This is a genomic window from Streptomyces sp. NPDC020362 (genome assembly GCF_040642095.1).
In the GTDB taxonomy this organism is placed as follows: Bacteria; Actinomycetota; Actinomycetes; order Streptomycetales; family Streptomycetaceae; genus Streptomyces.
In genome coordinates this window covers 199,736-215,088 of record NZ_JBFAET010000001.1, presented here as the reverse complement: position 1 = coordinate 215,088, position 15,353 = coordinate 199,736, and the positions used below count along the sequence as shown (strand labels likewise).

The window sequence follows — 15,353 nt, the reverse complement described above, 5'->3', positions numbered from 1 at the left end:
GCGCCGGTGCCTCTCCGCCGCAGGGGGCACCGGCGCTCTCGTGTGCGCGCCCTCAACCGAATGTGGTTTCCGTGGCAGGGTGGAGCGGGCAAGCCACAGGGGGCCAACAGAAGAGGGGGAGTCCGTGACCGTCGTCTGGATCAACGGCGCGTTCGGTGCGGGGAAGACCACCACCGCACGGGAACTGATCGAGCTGATCCCGAACAGCACGCTCTTCGACCCCGAGGCCGTCGGCGGAGGGCTCACACAACTGCTGCCGCCCAAGCGCCTCGCGGAGGTCGGCGACTTCCAGGACCTGCCGATCTGGCGCCGGCTCGTGATCGACACTGCGGCCGCGCTGCTCGCCGAGCTGGGCGGGACGCTCGTGGTCCCCATGACCCTGCTGCGCCAGGAGTACCGCGACGAGATCTTCGGCGGTCTCGCCGCCCGCCGGATACCCGTACGCCATCTGCTCCTCGCCCCGGCCGAAACGATACTGCGCGAGCGGATAGCCGGGCGGGAGATCCCGCCGGACCTGCCCGACGGCGAGATACGGGTACGGCAGTGGTCGTACGACCACATCGAGCCCTACCGTGCCGCCCTCGCCTCCTGGCTCACCGCCGACGCCCACCTGGTCGACACCAGCTCCCTCACCCCGTACGAGACCGCCGTCCGCATCGCCGAGGCCGTCGGCAGCGGCTCCGTTCCGCCCTGTGACATCGTGCAGACCCCCGAACCCACCGCCGAGACCCTGGCCGCGGGGGTGCTGCTCTTCGACGAGCACGACCGGGTGCTGCTCGTCGACCCCACCTACAAGCCCGGCTGGGAGTTCCCGGGCGGCGTGGTCGAGCGCGGCGAGGCTCCCGCCCGCGCCGGCATGCGCGAGGTCGCCGAGGAGACCGGGATACGGCTGCGGGAGGTGCCGCGGCTGCTCGTCGTCGACTGGGAGCGGCCCGCACCTCCCGGCTACGGAGGGCTGCGCCTGCTCTTCGACGGCGGCCGGCTGGACCCCGCCGAGGCGTCCCGGGTGGTGCTGCCGGGGCCGGAGCTGCGCGCGTGGCGCTTCGCCACCGAGGAGGAGGCGGCCGGGATGCTGCCCCCGGTCCGCTACGAACGGCTGCGCTGGGCGTTGCGTGCCCGCGAGCGCGGGGACGCGCTCTATCTGGAGGCCGGTGTCCCGGTCGCCGGGCAGGCTGCCTGAGAGGTCCTCGGACACGGGACCGGCCCGGGATGAGGTCTCGACGCGGGTGCGGGCGGCGGTGCGGGCGGCGAGCAGGCCCCATGGTCGGTTGACGCCACGGTGGCCGTCCGCCGTGATCGGCCGATGGGACGGTGGCTGTCCATGGTGATCGGCCGATGGCACGGTGGCCGTCCGTCGTGATCGGCCGATGGGACGGTGGCTGTGCGGCGTGATCGGCCGACGGCGCGATGGCTGTGCGGCGTGATCAGCCGACGGCCGGGTGGTTGTCCGCCGCCTTGCGCAGGGCCACCGCGGCCCTGCCCATCACCGGGTCGCCATGTCCGAAGCAGGCCACGTCCGCGTCGAGGGACGCCAACCGGCGGCAGGAATCGAGGAGTCGGCGGCGGTCGAGGTTGAACACGCCCGGCATCACCGCCCCGTCGACGGGTGACGCGGCCACCGTGTCGCCCGTGAACAGGACTGACCCGTCGGGCACGAACAGGGCGATGCTGCCGTCCGTGTGCCCGGGTACGTGGACCACCCGGGCCCCGCCACCGAAGCCGAGCACATCGCCGTCGGACACCGGCGTCACGCCCGGCGGGGGCACCGGCTCGCCCTCGGGGAGGTGCCGTGACACCTCCGCGTGGATCGGCAGCTCCCAGTCCTCGAACCTCGGCGGTGGGCCGGTGCGTTCACCTCGGACGAACGGCGCGTCCAGCTGGTGCGCCAGCACCTCGGCGCCGCTCAGCGCGGCGAACTCGCCCGCCCCGCCCGCGTGGTCCTCGTGGAAATGGGTCAGCACGATCCGCGTCACGTCCTCGGGGGCGCGGCCCAGAGCCGTGACCGCTTCGGCGATCGTCCGGCCCGAGCCGGGTGTTCCCGTGTCGATCAGCGTCAGCTCCTCGCCGTCGCGCCAGAGATAGGCCTGCCCGACCGCGAAGCGCAGGAGGTGGAGGCGGGGGAGCAGTTCGATGACGTCCATGCGCCGACCGTAGGCAGGGCCCCCGCCCGCGGACGAGGGCCCTCTGCCGTGGGCAGAAGGGTTCAGCCCGCCGCGTAGTTGCGCAGGAACAGCGCCTCGGCGACCGACAGCCGCTCCAGCTCCTCGGGGGACACGCTCTCGTTCACCGCGTGGATCTGGGCCTCCGGCTCGCTCAGGCCGATCAGCAGGATCTCCGCCTGCGGGTAGAGGCTCGCGAGGGTGTTGCACAGCGGGATGGAGCCACCCTGGCCGGCGTACTGCATGGTCTCGCCCGGGTAGGCGACCGCCATCGCGTCGGCCATCGCCTGGTAGGCCGGGCTGGAGGTGTCGGCGCGGAAGGCCTGGCCCTGGCCGATCTGCTCGGTCTGCACCCGGGCGCCCCACGGGGTGTGCGCCTCGACGTGGGCCTGGAGCAGCTTGGTCGCCTCCGCCGCGTCCACGCCCGGCGGCACGCGCAGGCTGACCAGGGCGCGGGCGCTGGACTGCACCGACGGGGTGGCGCCCACCACCGGCGGGCAGTCGATGCCGAGGACCGTCGCCGCGGGGCGGGCCCAGATGCGGTCGGCCACCGAGCCGTCACCGATCAGACCGACCCCGTCCAGCACCCTGGCATCCTTGCGGAACTGCTCCTCGGTGTACTCCAGGCCGTCCCACCGCGCGGTGGCGTCGAGCCCGTCGACCGTGGTCGAGCCGTCCTCGGCGCGCAGCGAGTCCAGCACACGGATCAGCGCGGCCAGGGCGTCCGGGGCGGCGCCGCCGAACTGGCCCGAGTGCAGGTTTCCGGCGAGGGTGTCCGTCTGGATCCGGACCAGCGTCATGCCGCGCAGCCTGGTGGTCACCGTCGGCAGGCCGACGCGGAAGTTGCCCGCGTCGCCGATGACGATGGTGTCGGCCTCCAGCAGCTCCGGGTGCTGCTCGGCGTACCGCTCCAGACCGCCGGTGCCCTGCTCCTCGGAGCCCTCGACGATGACCTTGACGTGGACGGGGACGCCGCCGTTCGCCTTCAGCGCGCGCAGCGCGAGCAGGTGCATGATCAGGCCGCCCTTGCAGTCGGCGGTGCCGCGCCCGTACCAGCGGCCGTCCCGCTCGGTCAGCTCGAACGGCGGGGTGGCCCAGCCGGCCTCGTCGAGGGGCGGCTGCACGTCGTAGTGCGCATAGAGGAGAACCGTTTTTGCGCCCTCCGGTCCCGGCAGCAGGCCGTACACCGACTGCGTGCCGTCCGGGGTGTCGAGCAGGGCCACGTCCCGGAATCCCTCGGCGCGCAGTGCGTCGGCGATCCAGTTCGCGGCGCCCTCGCTCTCGCTCTTCGGGAACTGCGCGAAGTCCGCCACCGACTTGAAGGCGACCAGTTCGGTCAGCTCCGCCTTCGCTCGGGGCAGCAGCGAGGCGACGGTCTCGGCGACCGGATTCGACGACATGGGCACGCTCCTCGTGGGTGCGACGTTGAACTGTGAGGTAGACCGATCCTCCCACAGCTGCCTGCGACGACGGCCGCCGTAGGATGCGGAGGACAGGTGCGGCAGCGGCTTGATCGGAGCAGTAGACCATCGTGAGCGGCGAGAACTCTTCGGCGGACGACGTGCAGCGGGTGTGGGACGTCGTCGTGGTGGGCGCGGGACCGGCGGGCGCCTCGGCGGCCTACGCGGCGGCGGTCGCGGGGCGGAGCGTGCTGTTGCTGGAGAAAGCCGAGCTGCCCCGCTACAAGACCTGTGGCGGCGGCATCATCGGCCCCTCGCGCGACGCGCTGCCACCCGGCTTCGAACTGCCCTTCCGGGACCGTGTGCACGCGGTGACGTTCTCGAACAACGGGCGCTTCACCCGCACCCGCCGCTCCAAGCACATGATGTTCGGGCTCATCAACCGGCCCGAGTTCGACCAGCAGCTGGTCGAGCACGCGCAGAAGGCGGGAGCCGAGCTGCGGACGGGCGTCACGGTGCAGCGGGTCGAGCAGCACGGCTCCGCGGTCCCGGACCGGCGCACGGTCGCCGTGGTCCTGCAGGGCGGGGAGACGGTGCTGGCCCGCGCGGTCGTCGGCGCCGACGGCAGCGCCAGCCGGATAGGGGCGCACGTCGGGGTGAAACTGGACCAGGTCGACCTCGGCCTGGAGGCGGAGATCCCGGTCCCGGACACGGTCGCCGAGGACTGGAAGGGCCGGATCCTGATCGACTGGGGCCCCATGCCGGGCAGTTACGGCTGGGTCTTCCCGAAGGGCGACACGCTGACGGTCGGTGTGATCTCGGCGCGCGGCGAAGGTGCGGCCACCAAGCGCTACTTGGAGGACTTCATCGCCCGGCTGGGCCTGGCCGGCTTCGAACCGAGCATCTCCTCCGGGCATCTGACCCGCTGCCGCGCCGACGACTCGCCGCTCTCCCGGGGCCGGGTGCTGGTCTGCGGTGACGCGGCGGGGCTGCTGGAGCCGTGGACCCGCGAGGGCATCTCCTTCGCACTGCGCTCGGGCCGGCTGGCGGGGGAGTGGGCGGTCCGGATCGCCGAGGCGCACGACGCGGTCGACACCCGTCGCCAGGCTCTGAACTACGCGTTCGCGGTCAAGGCGGGGCTCGGCGTGGAGATGAGCGTCGGCAAGCGCATGCTGGCCGTGTTCGAGCGCCGCCCCGGTGTCTTCCACGCGGCCCTGACCGGCTTCCGTCCCGCTTGGCGGGCGTTCAGGGACATCACGCAGGGCTCGACGTCCCTGGGTGAGCTGATCCGCTCGCGCCCGATCGCCCAGCGCGCCCTGACCGCGCTGGACCGGGGGCCGGCCGCCCCGGTGGAGGACACCGTCAGTTCGTGACGGTGATCCGGAAGACCGGGTGGTCGGGGGCGATCGCGAGGATCTCCTCGTCGGAGGACTTGGCCGTGACGCCCGCGAAGTACTCCTTGACCTCCCAGCCCCACTTCTCCAGGTAGGTCCGCAGGATCGGGAGCTTCTCCTCGTCGGGAAGCTCCACCGCGGTGAACACGCGCACCTTCCTGCCCACCCGCAGCTCCCCGCCGCCCGCGGCCCGCATGTTGCGCATCCACTGGGAGTGGCCGCGCGCCGAGACGAGGTACTGCTCGCCCTCGCAGGTGTGCGGGTTGACCGGGATGCGCTGCATCATGCCGCTCTTGCGGCCGCGCACGGACAGCTCGGCGCTGCCCGCGAAGCTGATCCCGTGCCGGGCCAGCCAGCCGACGATCCCGTTCGCGCGCACGGTCATCGGGCTGCTCTTGACGTAGTACGGCGAAGACGACGACATGGTGACCCCCACTGTTGGGAGAGCGGTGCTCTCGCTTGACTCCAGTGTGGGGGAGGCGGGTGCCCTGAAGCAAGAGCACCGCTCTCTATTTTGTTCAACGCTCTCGTTTGTGTGCACTGCTCTGGGCTCGTGGCAGACTGCTCGTATGAGCACCGCACAGGGCGCCCGCGCGCGGGCCAGGATCGAAGTCACCGCCGCCATCAAGGACGAGGCCCGCAGACAGCTCGTCGCGGAAGGTGCCGCCAAGCTCTCCCTGCGGGCCGTCGCCCGCGAGCTGGGCATGGTCTCCTCCGCGCTCTACCGTTACTTCCCCAGTCGCGACGACCTGCTGACGGCGCTGATCATCGATGCGTACGACTCCCTCGGCGAGGCGGCGGAGACCGCTCACGCGAAGGTGGCCGGCGCGGACTGTGTGCGGCGCTTCACGACCGTGTGCGAGGCGGTGCGCGGCTGGGCGCTCGCCCATCCGCACGAGTACGCGCTGATCTACGGCTCGCCCGTGCCCGGCTACTCCGCCCCCGAGACCACGGTGCGGGCCGCCTCCCGGGTCGGTCTGCTCCTCATCGGCATCGTCCGCGACGCCCATCAGGGTCCGGGTCTCGCCGATCTGCCCCTGCCGGCCGAGCTGCGTCCCGAGGCCGAGCGCATGGTGGCGGACTTCGCCACCGACCTGCCTCCCGAGGCCGCGGCGGCGCTGGTGGCCGCCTGGGCCCAGCTGTTCGGGCTGGTCGGGTTCGAGCTGTTCGGACAGTTCCGCCGGGTCGTGGAGGACCGGGAGCCGTTCTTCCGGCATGCGGTCGCCCGGCTGGCCCGCGGTGTGGGACTGACCGGCCCCTGACGCCCGACGCCCGGCGCCCGACGGCCGGGTCCGGCCGACGGCCTCACCTACGCCTCCGGAATCAGGACGACCTTCCCGGACACCGCTCCTGACTCGGCCAGTCGCATCGCTTCGGCGACCTCGGTGAGCGGCAGCTGGGCGGCGATCCGCGCGGTGACCTCGCCGCGCTCGAGGGCGTGGAACACCTGCGTGAGGTCGGCGCGCAGCCGGTCCCGGAAGCGGTCCTTGTTCAGGGCGCGCCCCGCCCAGACGTTGAAGAAGTACGCGTGGCGGCCGTTGGGCAGCGCGTTCCACCACCACACCCGGCCGAGGATCTTCAGGACCGGCCACTGCTTGGAACCAGAGTCGTCCCGGGTGGTGGCGCTGCCATAGGCGACGAGGGTTCCGCCCGGGGCGAGCAGGTGCCAGGAGTCGATGACGCTGCGCCCGCCGAGGTGGTCGAAGACGGCGTCGACCCCGCCGGGGGCCAGTTCCCGGACCCGGGCCGGGATGTTCTCGGTGCGGTAGTCGACGGGGGTGACACCCAGATCGCGCAGGGCCGCGTGGTGGCGCGTGGACGCCGTGCCGATCACCTTCAGGCCCGCCGCACGTGCGAGCTGGACCAGGACCGTGCCGACGCCGCCGTTCGCGCCGTGCACCAGGACCGTCCCGCCGCTGCGCACCCGCGCCGTGCGGTGCAGCATCTGCCACGCGGTGATCCCGTTGACCACCAGCGTCTCCGCCTCCGCGGCGCCGATCCCGGCCGGGACCTCCACTGCGTCGGCCGCGTCGAGCACCACGTGACTGGCCCAGCCGCCGACCTTGACCAGCGCCGCCACCCGCTTGCCGACAAGGCCCGGCGCGACCCCTTCGCCCGCCGTGAGAACCGTCCCGACCAGGTCGTAACCGGGCACGAACGGGAACGGCGGCTGGTCGTAGTAGCGGCCCCGGCGCATCTGCTGCTCCGCGAAGGACACTCCCGTGGCCTCCACCCGCACCACGATCTGCCCGGCGTCCGGCTGCGGGACGTCCCCGCGCCGGAACTGCAGCTCCTCCGGCTCGACCGTGCCCGGCAGGACAACCTCGACGAGTTCCTTGCTTTCCATGGCGACCTCCAGGTCGGAGAGGGGGTGCTGGCGCTTGGTGTGTAGAGCGCTTCGCTTGCGTTAGAAGCTATAACTAAAATGACTTCTCCTATCGGTGGTGTCAAGCTCTGGCGGAGAACTCTGTTACGGCCTCTTTCGCCAGTGATAGGTTGAAACCCCGACGACGAGGAGCGTGAAGGCGATGGCGGCAGGCGCGGTGAGTCCCCGGGAGCGGTACCGCAGTCAGGTGCGGGCGGAGATCAAGGCGAAGGCCTGGGAACAGATCGCCACCGCGGGCGCATCGGGGCTGTCCCTGAACGCCATCGCCAAGGAACTGGGTATGAGCGGCCCGGCGCTCTACCGGTACTTCGGCGGCCGGGACGACCTGATCACCGAGCTGATCCGCGACGCCTACCGCAGCCTCGCGGACACCTTCCGCGCCACGGCCGACGCGGACTCGGACCTGCCCGGCCTTGCCCGGGCGCTGCGCGGCTGGGCGCTGGAGGATCCCCAGCGCTACTTCCTCGTCTACGGCACACCGGTCCCCGGCTACCGGGCGCCGGACGACATCACCGCGATCGCCCAGGAGATCATGGCCGCCCTGCTCGACGTCTGCGCGGCCGAGACACCCCGGGACGCGTCGCCCGACGCGCTCGAATCCCACCTCGCGGACCACCGCCGATGGGCGGGCGACCACTCCGCCCCGCCACCCGTCCTGCGCCGGGCCCTGACCTTCTGGACCCGCCTGCACGGAGTCCTCTCGCTAGAACTCGCCGGCCACTTCACGGGCATGGGCTTCGACCCGGAGCTGCTCTTCGCCGCCGAGGCGGAGGGACTGACCGGCGGGCGCTGAGCGCGCTGGCGGGCGTACTCCCCGGGGAGTATCCGAGGCCACCTCGCCCGGCTGACGTCCTCGCAGCCCGCCGCCGTCTAGCGTGACGGGCATGGAAGAGCAGCGCGAGCGCGATCCCGCGCACTGGTGGCGGTACGGGCCCCCGTGGTGGAACCGCTCCGCGGACCCGCAGCCGCACCCCGGCCGACTGCCCTGGCGCTCCACCGTGCTGCTCACCGCGTTCGTGCTCGTCGGCTCCCAGTTCGCCGCGCACGCGCAGCCCCACCGGGAGCACCTCGACGGGTACGCGCGCGTGCTGCTGCTGGTGGCCTCGGCCCTGCTGCTGTGGCGGCAGCGCCATCCGGTGGTGGTCGCCTTCGGCACCGCGACCGTGGCCCTGGTCTACCTGGGCGCGGGCTACCCCTACGGCCCGGTCTTCCTGGCCGTCGCCGTCGGCTGTTTCAGCGCCGTCGTCACCGGGCACCGGCAGGCTGCCTGGGCGGCCCTCGGCCTGCTCTGGGCCGGGCACGCCCTGATCGCCCTGTGGCTCTACCGGTGGCTTCCGCCCCAGGGCGACCGGGCGTCGAGCGTGGGGCAGGAGATCGTCGTCGCCACCTGGATGCTGGTCATCGTCGCGCTCTCCGAAGTGGTCCGGGTGCGGCGCGAGCAGTGGGCGCGGGAGCGCGCGGACCGGGCTCAGGCCGCCCGGCGCCGCGCGGACGAGGAACGGCTGCGGATCGCCCGCGAACTGCACGACGTGCTCGCGCACAGCATCTCCGTCATCAACGTGCAGGCGGGCATGGGCCTCGCCCTGCTGGACAGCGACCCCGAACAGGCGCGCGCGGCGCTCACCACCATCAAGGCCGCCAGCAAGGAGGCCCTCGGCGAGGTGCGCCAGGTCCTCGACACCCTGCGCGCTCCCGGTGCCGCGCCGCGCGCCCCCGCGCCCGGCCTGGACCGGCTGCCGGAACTGGTCGAACAGGCGGCGGCCGCCGGCCTGACCGTCGACGTCCGGGGCACGCCCCCGCACCTGCCGCCCGGCGCCGGCCTCGCCGCCTTCCGCATCGTGCAGGAGGCCCTGACCAACGTCGTACGGCACTCCGGCTCCCGGCTCGCGCGCGTACGGCTCGACGACGACGGCACCGCACTCAGGCTGCGGATCGACGACGACGGGCCCGCGACCGGCGCCGAGGCCGGCGGCAGCGGGAACGGACTGGCGGGCATGCGGGAGCGGGCGGCCGCACTGGGTGGCACCATCGAGGCGGGCCCGCGCCCCGACGGCGGATTCCGGGTGCTTGCCGTACTGCCCTTGCACACCGGGGAGGATCAGTGATCCGGGTACTGCTCGCCGACGACCAGTCGCTCGTGCGGGCCGGCTTCAGGGCGCTGCTCGACGCCCAGCCGGACATCGAGGTGGCCGGGGAGGCGGCGGACGGCGAGGAGGCCCTGCGCAGCGTGCGCGAACTGCGGCCCGACGTCGTCCTGATGGACATCCGCATGCCCCTGCTGGACGGGCTGGGCGCAACCCGGCGCATCACCGGCGACGCGGAGCTGAAGGACGTGAGGGTGGTCATGCTGACCACGTTCGAACTCGACGAGTACGTCTTCGAGGCGATCCGGTCGGGAGCCTCGGGATTCCTGGTGAAGGACACCGAGCCGGACGAACTCGTGCGCGCGGTGCGGGCGGTGGTCGAGGGTGACGCACTGCTGTCCCCGGGCGTCACCCGCCGGCTGATCGCCGAGTTCGCGGCCCGCTCCAAGGAGCCCGCGGCCGCCGGCGCCCTCGGCCGGCTCACCGAGCGGGAACGGGAGGTGATGGCGCTGGTCGGCATCGGCCTGTCCAACGAGGAGATCGCCCGTCGGCTGGTGGTCAGCCCGCTCACGGCGAAGACCCATGTCAGCCGCACGATGGTGAAGCTGGGCGCCCGGGACCGCGCCCAACTCGTCGTCCTCGCCTACGAGTCGGGATTGGTGCGGCCCGGCTGGCTCGGCTGAGCCTCCCGTCGGAAGCGGACCAGCACGCTGACCACCCGGGCGAAGAAGACCACCGGCGCCAGGGCCAGACCGAGCCGCAGCAGCACCGTCGACAGCAGCTGCGGCAGCGGGAAGAGCAGGGCAGGCCCGGCGACGGCCCCGAACAGGACGGCCGCCGCGAAGGCGGCGCTGGCCAGCGCGTAGCCGATCTCGACCGTGGCCGCGTCGTGTTCGGCCCTCGTGCGTCGTCCCCCGTATGTGTACATACCGTCAGTCTCACAGGAGTGCGCCCGCAGGGCAATCCAACCCCCGCCGGGCGCACTCATGGAGGCGTTCCCCCTTCTCAGTCGCGGACGGCCACGCGCTCCGCTTCCGCCTCCTTCACGGTGGACGCGGTGACCACGATCGACGGCCGGGCGGGCCGGCCGCGCAGTCCGGTGAGGGTGATCAGCAGGCCGGCCAGGGCGACGCCCGTGACCACCATGAAGCCCGGCCGGTAGCTGTCGAGGACGGCCTGTGGGGTGGCGTGCGCCGGTGCGGCCGCAGTCACCACGGCCGTCACGACGGCCAGGAAGATGGCCCCGCCCACCTGCACCGACGTGTTCAGCAGCCCGGAGACCATGCCCTGCTCGTGGTCCTCGACCCCGTTGGTGGCCTGGATGTTGAGCGAGGGGAAGACCAGCGCGCAGGCCGCGCCGATCAGCAGCATCGAGGGCAGGACGACGGCCGCGTACACCGGGTCGAGGTCCACGCGCAGGAACAGCGCGTACCCGGCGACCATCAAGGCGAAGCCGGCCGCGATCAGCCGCGGGGTGCCGAACCGGTCGACGATCGCGCCGACCTTCGTGGACGACACCGCCACCAGCGCCCCGGCGGGCAGGAAGGCGAGCGCCGTGTGCAGCGCCGACCAGCCGAGCAGGGACTGCATGTACAGGGTGGTCAGGAACTGGAAGCCGACGTAGGAGCCGAAGAAGGCGACTGCGCCGAGCTGGGCTCGGACCTGGCTGCCCGAGCGCAGCACACCGAGCCTGATCAGAGGGCTCGGCGAGCGCCGCTCGACCAGCACGAACGCGGTCAGCAGGACGGCGACGGCCAGGAAGGACAGCAGGGTGCGCGCCGAGGTCCAGCCGGCCTCGGGCGCCTGGACGACGGTGAAGACCAGCAGCAGCATCGAGGCGGTCCCGATGACGGCACCGGGGATGTCGTAGCCGGCGTGGTTCTCCTCGCGGGCACTGCGCGGCAGCAGCCTGAGGCCGGCGGCGAGCGCGATCAGCGCGATGGGCGCGGGCAGCAGCATGGTGAAGCGCCAACTGGCCTCGGTGAGAAGCCCGGAGAGGACGAGGCCCATCGAGAAGCCGGTGGCGGCGCAGGTGGTGTAGATGGAGAGGGCACGGTTGCGCAGCGGGCCCTCCGGGAACGTCGTGGTGATGATGGACAGGCCCGCCGGGGCGGTGAAGGCCGCGCTCAGGCCCTTGATGAAGCGGCTGGCGATCAGCAGCGGGCCCGAGTCCACGAGCCCGCCGAGCAGCGAGGCGAGCGCGAAGACGCCGAGGGCCACCAGGAACACCTGGCGCCGGCCGAGCAGGTCCGCGGTGCGGCCGCCGAGGAGGAGCAGTCCGCCGTAACCCAGGATGTAGCCGCTGACGATCCACTGCAGCGTCGACGTCGACAGATGGAGATCGGAACCGATGGACGGCAGCGCGACGCCGACCATCGACACGTCGAGCGCGTCCAGGAACATCGCGGCGCACAGCACCAGGAGGGTGCCCCACAGCCGGGGAGTCCAGCGAACCGCCGAGGGCGGGGCCGCGGGGGTGGTGAGCGGAGAGGTCATGACGGCGACACTACATGCGCATGCATCGAATGTAAATGCATTTAATTCCGATGCAACAAATTCTTTTCTCTGCTACGGTGCGCTCATGGCGGCGAACAAGGCCGAGCAGGCGCTCGTGGAGCAGTGGCGGGACATCCTGGCCCTGCACGCCCGTACCCAGTGCGAGCTGGACCGGGCCCTGCACGGACACGGCCTGTGCGCCAGCGACTTCGAAGTGCTCGATCTGCTCGCCGAGGGCGTGTCGGCGGGCGGCGGCTGCGCCTACCGCGTCCAGGAGATCTCGGAGCGGGTCCATCTCAGCCAGAGCGCGCTGTCCCGGCTCATCGGCCGCCTGGAGAAGGACGGCCTCGTCGAGCGGGCCATGTGTGCGGAGGACCGGCGCGGTGTGCGGGTGGCCCTCACGGTGAAGGGGCGCGCGCTGCACGGTGAGGTGCGGCCGGTGCAGCGCGCGGTGCTGGCCCGGATGCTGGCCGACGTCGGCTGACGAGGAGTCAGATCCCGGCCTTCTCCTGCCACAGCGTCGCGAGAGAGGGATCACCCGTCACGCTCGGCACCGGCACCCGGTTCCACAGCGCCAGGTACAACCGGTCCGCCGGGCCCGCCAGTTCCGCTTCCGCCTCCCCGGATCCGTCCCGCAGGGCCACGGGCGGCTCCGCCGACAGCCGTACGGTCCACACCGCGTCCACACCCCCGTCAACCGCTCGCACCCGCAGCACGCGCGGCCGCTCCGTGCGGACCCTGCTCCTGGACCGGGCGTGGAAGCCGCGCAGCAGCTCGTCGATGCCGTCCGCCGCGAAGTCCGTGGCGATCGGGGACGCCGCCCCGCCCCGCGCCGCCTCGGCGTCGTATCGGTGGACGGTGGTCTCGTGCGCCTGCCGCCGGGTCCAGAACGCCAGCGGTGAGGGGCAGGGCGCCGGATGGAAGGTCCAGCACTCCACATCGGCGGGTGCCGCGTCCAGTGTGTCGACGAGCAGGCGGTGGCTGTCCCGGTACCAGGCCACCAGCTCGGCTCCGTCCAGGTCCGGGGCGTCGCCGAGCGGGCGCGGTGCGGTGTGTCCGTCGGCGACGAACGCTGCGGCCCACCGGTGCACCGCGCCCGTGTGCCGCAGCAGGTCCCCGACCTGCCACTCGGGGCAGGTCGGCAGCTTGGCGTCGGTCCCCGCCCGAGCGGCGGCCGCGGCCAGCAGCCGGCCCTCCCGGTCCAGGGTCTGAAGGAATTCGGCAGTCTCCATGGGGGCGAGTGTGCCGGATGGAGCCCGCTCGCAGGCAACTTGGTTTCCGCGCCGGCCGTGGCGGCCCACCCGGCACATATGCCGCGTACTTCAGCCCCCGCCGGGTAGCGGGGCTGCGCGGCAAGGTACTCGTCGATCTTCCCGCGCATGCGCACCGACCAGGCGCGACACGCGGTCCGGGCGGCCGTGGAGCGGCCCGCCGCCACACCTCATGCCGGCCGGGGCGCTCGCAGGTGTCGGCGCTGGGCCAGCTCCTCGTCGTCCACCAGGGTGAGCATGGGCTGACCAGGCGCACACAGCATGGTGACGAGGAATCGGCTCCAGGAGTCCGTCCGGTTGTTCCCGTCCTGGTAATGGATGACATCGCCGCCCGGCTCCCAGAACGTCTCCCCGGCCCTGATCACCCGCTCCGGCTCGCCTTCCAGCTCGAAGAGCATCTCCCCCTCCAGCATGTAGCCGAAGGCGGGTCCCGAGTGCCGGTGCGGAGGGGTGCCGGGATCACCGGGAGGGAACGCGACGACAACGGTCATCGCCTCGGCCCCTTCAGGAACGAACGGCGGTTTCGCCGACTGCAGCACGGTGAGCGCCGTCTTCCACGCCTCCGAGCGCTGCGGGTCCTCGGCGCTGCCCCCGGCCACTTCATCGTTCGACATGGCAAGGCCTCCAGTGGTGGGCGGGCCGGGTCGGGAGAGCCGGTTCGGCTTCTCCACGACCTGCGACCCGATCAGGCCGGTACCACCGATGACTGCGCACTTCACGGGTCACCTTTCGTCGCACACCGACTGGTCATGCGTCCAGGGTGCGACGGCTTGGGGTGGGGCGCACGCGGGGCCGTGCGCAGCCGGGGTACCTCACCCCCGCCCCACGAGAGGCCGGCGCCCAGACAGCCATGCCTTTCGGCACCTTCGGCTCGGGTCGGGATCTCACCGAGCCTCGGCACCGGCCGTGCCCGCGGCGGCAGGGCCGAAAGGGTCGTCCGCGAGGCCGGCGCGCCGATCCAGCCACCACGGCCACAGCTGGGCGAGACCGAATGCCACCTCCACCACGAAGAAGAGCCACAGCAACCGCGTTGCGCCATGGCCCAGCGCATACGCCTGCCACGTGGCGAACAGGGCGCGTGCCACCCCGTCGAACAGTCCGTGCGCCGGCAGCGGCCTGACGATCCGCAGGAGCGCCCAGACGACCACGACGGAGCCCATCAGATTCGCGTACAGGGTCTGCATCGGGTCGAGGGCGGGCAGGACGCCCAGCCCGAGCGCGCCACCCACCGAAGACAGCGCGTCGTGCACCAGGGCGTAGGTCCAGGGTGTTGCAAAGCCCGCCGTGACGACGAGGTCGTACCAGGCACTGGCACGGACGAGGTGCAGATAGGCGTGGCGGGAAGGGGCGGAAAGACGGCTCACGACGAGGCTCCTGCTGGTCTCCTGACAGCGACGCCTCACGCTAAACAGTGGAGTACTCTCCAAGGTCAAGTCCCCGTTGGGCGGAGGGTCATGCGTATCGGAGAGCTGGCCGCGCAAGTGGGTATGACCAAGGACACCATTCGCTTCTACGAGAAGATCGGCCTCGTCACGGGTCGACGGCTGGCCAACGGCTATCGCGACTTCCCGGCGGGGACGGTGATCTGGCTGCACTATGTCCGCACCGCGCAGGCACTCGGCTTCTCGCTGGCCGAGATCGCGCAGCACTTCACGGAACTGAGCGACGCGCCGGACACGGCCGAGGCCTTGTCCGCGCTGTTCGAGGAGAAGATCCGGCTCATCGACGCGCGCATGGCCGAACTTGCCGCTCTGCGGGCCGACCTCGCAGCGCGCGTCGGCACCGGATGCCCTTTGCGAGTGGCCGGCCAGGCAGGTTGAGCGGGGGTTCTTCCGACCGGGCCGAGTGCCGCCCCGGTTTGTGCAGGCGCCCAAGCCCTCCGAGCCTGATCAAGATGTCGAAGACGGGCCGCCATCTACCCTGTCTTGCCTTTGGTCGCCCGGAAACGGCCGAACGCCGCTTGCCGCGCTGTCTCCCGTTGTGTCCCGGGGCACGAAACAGTCCCCTCCGAGATCACTCCGAGGGGCTGTTCGATACGTAATTTCTGGTCAGGCATAGTGCCCTCGGCAGGATTCGAACCTGCGACACCCGCTTTAGGGCTGGGATCAGAAGGAGCCGTTCGTCACTCGGGAATGACGGGCTGTCAGTTCGCCTTGGTACCTG

17 protein-coding genes are annotated in these 15,353 nt (G+C 72.0%); 8 read left to right on the top strand and 9 right to left on the bottom strand.

The features are described from left to right. Positions 1-124 precede the first annotated feature (124 nt). Positions 125-1,180, top strand: coding sequence for an NUDIX domain-containing protein (locus AB0H32_RS00955; RefSeq protein ID WP_361112059.1), 1,056 nt, complete (start codon positions 125-127; stop codon positions 1,178-1,180). 244 nt (positions 1,181-1,424) lie between these two features. Here the strand turns inward: AB0H32_RS00955 and AB0H32_RS00950 are convergent, their stop codons facing one another. After that, positions 1,425-2,141, bottom strand: coding sequence for an MBL fold metallo-hydrolase (locus tag AB0H32_RS00950; RefSeq protein ID WP_361112056.1), 717 nt, complete (start codon positions 2,139-2,141; stop codon positions 1,425-1,427). A 62-nt stretch (positions 2,142-2,203) separates the two neighbouring features. Further along, complete coding sequence (locus tag AB0H32_RS00945) at positions 2,204-3,559, bottom strand: dipeptidase (RefSeq protein ID WP_361112053.1); 1,356 nt, start codon at positions 3,557-3,559, stop codon at positions 2,204-2,206. A gap of 131 nt (positions 3,560-3,690) precedes the next feature. Here AB0H32_RS00945 and AB0H32_RS00940 point away from each other — a divergent pair, with 131 nt between their 5' ends. Next, positions 3,691-4,932 carry a geranylgeranyl reductase family protein gene (locus AB0H32_RS00940; protein ID WP_361112050.1) on the top strand — a complete coding sequence of 414 codons (1,242 nt, stop codon included), beginning with the start codon at positions 3,691-3,693 and terminating at the stop codon, positions 4,930-4,932. Here the strand turns inward: AB0H32_RS00940 and AB0H32_RS00935 are convergent. Beyond that, entirely contained in the window at positions 4,922-5,377 is a 456-nt protein-coding gene (locus tag AB0H32_RS00935; RefSeq protein WP_361112046.1) for a nitroreductase family deazaflavin-dependent oxidoreductase, read from the bottom strand. The two genes, AB0H32_RS00940 and AB0H32_RS00935, sit on opposite strands and share 11 nt — an antisense overlap. A 145-nt stretch (positions 5,378-5,522) precedes the next feature. On the opposite strand from AB0H32_RS00935, the gene AB0H32_RS00930 reads away from it, so the two are divergent. Continuing rightward, positions 5,523-6,215: a TetR/AcrR family transcriptional regulator gene (locus AB0H32_RS00930; RefSeq protein ID WP_361112043.1), complete on the top strand. Its 693-nt coding sequence runs from the start codon at positions 5,523-5,525 to the stop codon at positions 6,213-6,215. A gap of 47 nt (positions 6,216-6,262) precedes the next feature. Here the strand turns inward: AB0H32_RS00930 and AB0H32_RS00925 are convergent, their stop codons facing one another. Further along, entirely contained in the window at positions 6,263-7,300 is a 1,038-nt protein-coding gene (locus AB0H32_RS00925; protein WP_361112040.1) for a medium chain dehydrogenase/reductase family protein, read from the bottom strand. A gap of 181 nt (positions 7,301-7,481) precedes the next feature. On the opposite strand from AB0H32_RS00925, the gene AB0H32_RS00920 reads away from it, so the two are divergent. The 3 genes from AB0H32_RS00920 to AB0H32_RS00910 all read left to right on the top strand — a co-directional run bounded on the left by AB0H32_RS00920 (position 7,482) and on the right by AB0H32_RS00910 (position 10,106). After that, positions 7,482-8,132: a TetR/AcrR family transcriptional regulator gene (locus tag AB0H32_RS00920; protein WP_361112037.1), complete on the top strand. Its 651-nt coding sequence runs from the start codon at positions 7,482-7,484 to the stop codon at positions 8,130-8,132. Between the two features lie 91 nt (positions 8,133-8,223). Next, positions 8,224-9,444 carry a sensor histidine kinase gene (locus tag AB0H32_RS00915; RefSeq protein ID WP_361112034.1) on the top strand — a complete coding sequence of 407 codons (1,221 nt, stop codon included), beginning with the start codon at positions 8,224-8,226 and terminating at the stop codon, positions 9,442-9,444. Then, entirely contained in the window at positions 9,441-10,106 is a 666-nt protein-coding gene (locus tag AB0H32_RS00910) for a response regulator transcription factor (protein ID WP_361112031.1), read from the top strand. The genes AB0H32_RS00915 and AB0H32_RS00910 overlap by 4 nt, the downstream gene beginning before the upstream one ends. Here the strand turns inward: AB0H32_RS00910 and AB0H32_RS00905 are convergent. Together AB0H32_RS00905 and AB0H32_RS00900 are read right to left on the bottom strand one after the other, a co-directional pair. Further along, on the bottom strand, positions 10,067-10,351 hold the full coding sequence (locus AB0H32_RS00905; protein WP_361112028.1) for a DUF6332 family protein: 285 nt from the start codon (positions 10,349-10,351) through the stop codon (positions 10,067-10,069). The genes AB0H32_RS00910 and AB0H32_RS00905 overlap by 40 nt on opposite strands. Positions 10,352-10,428: 77 nt before the next feature. Continuing rightward, positions 10,429-11,919, bottom strand: coding sequence for an MFS transporter (locus AB0H32_RS00900; RefSeq protein ID WP_361112025.1), 1,491 nt, complete (start codon positions 11,917-11,919; stop codon positions 10,429-10,431). 85 nt (positions 11,920-12,004) lie between these two features. Between AB0H32_RS00900 and AB0H32_RS00895 the strand changes: the two genes are divergently transcribed. Further along, on the top strand, positions 12,005-12,403 hold the full coding sequence (locus AB0H32_RS00895) for a MarR family transcriptional regulator (RefSeq protein WP_361112022.1): 399 nt from the start codon (positions 12,005-12,007) through the stop codon (positions 12,401-12,403). A gap of 7 nt (positions 12,404-12,410) precedes the next feature. Here the strand turns inward: AB0H32_RS00895 and AB0H32_RS00890 are convergent, their stop codons facing one another. The 3 genes from AB0H32_RS00890 to AB0H32_RS00880 form a co-directional block, all read right to left on the bottom strand. Beyond that, positions 12,411-13,151, bottom strand: coding sequence for a maleylpyruvate isomerase family mycothiol-dependent enzyme (locus AB0H32_RS00890; RefSeq protein WP_361112019.1), 741 nt, complete (start codon positions 13,149-13,151; stop codon positions 12,411-12,413). A 209-nt stretch (positions 13,152-13,360) separates the two neighbouring features. Continuing rightward, entirely contained in the window at positions 13,361-13,804 is a 444-nt protein-coding gene (locus tag AB0H32_RS00885; protein ID WP_361112016.1) for a cupin domain-containing protein, read from the bottom strand. A 270-nt stretch (positions 13,805-14,074) separates the two neighbouring features. After that, complete coding sequence (locus tag AB0H32_RS00880) at positions 14,075-14,554, bottom strand: hypothetical protein (protein WP_361112013.1); 480 nt, start codon at positions 14,552-14,554, stop codon at positions 14,075-14,077. Between the two features lie 90 nt (positions 14,555-14,644). On the opposite strand from AB0H32_RS00880, the gene AB0H32_RS00875 reads away from it, so the two are divergent. Beyond that, the gene (locus AB0H32_RS00875; RefSeq protein WP_361112010.1) at positions 14,645-15,010 is read left to right on the top strand and encodes a MerR family transcriptional regulator; all 366 of its coding nucleotides are present in this window, start codon (positions 14,645-14,647) and stop codon (positions 15,008-15,010) included. Positions 15,011-15,353 lie beyond the last annotated feature (343 nt).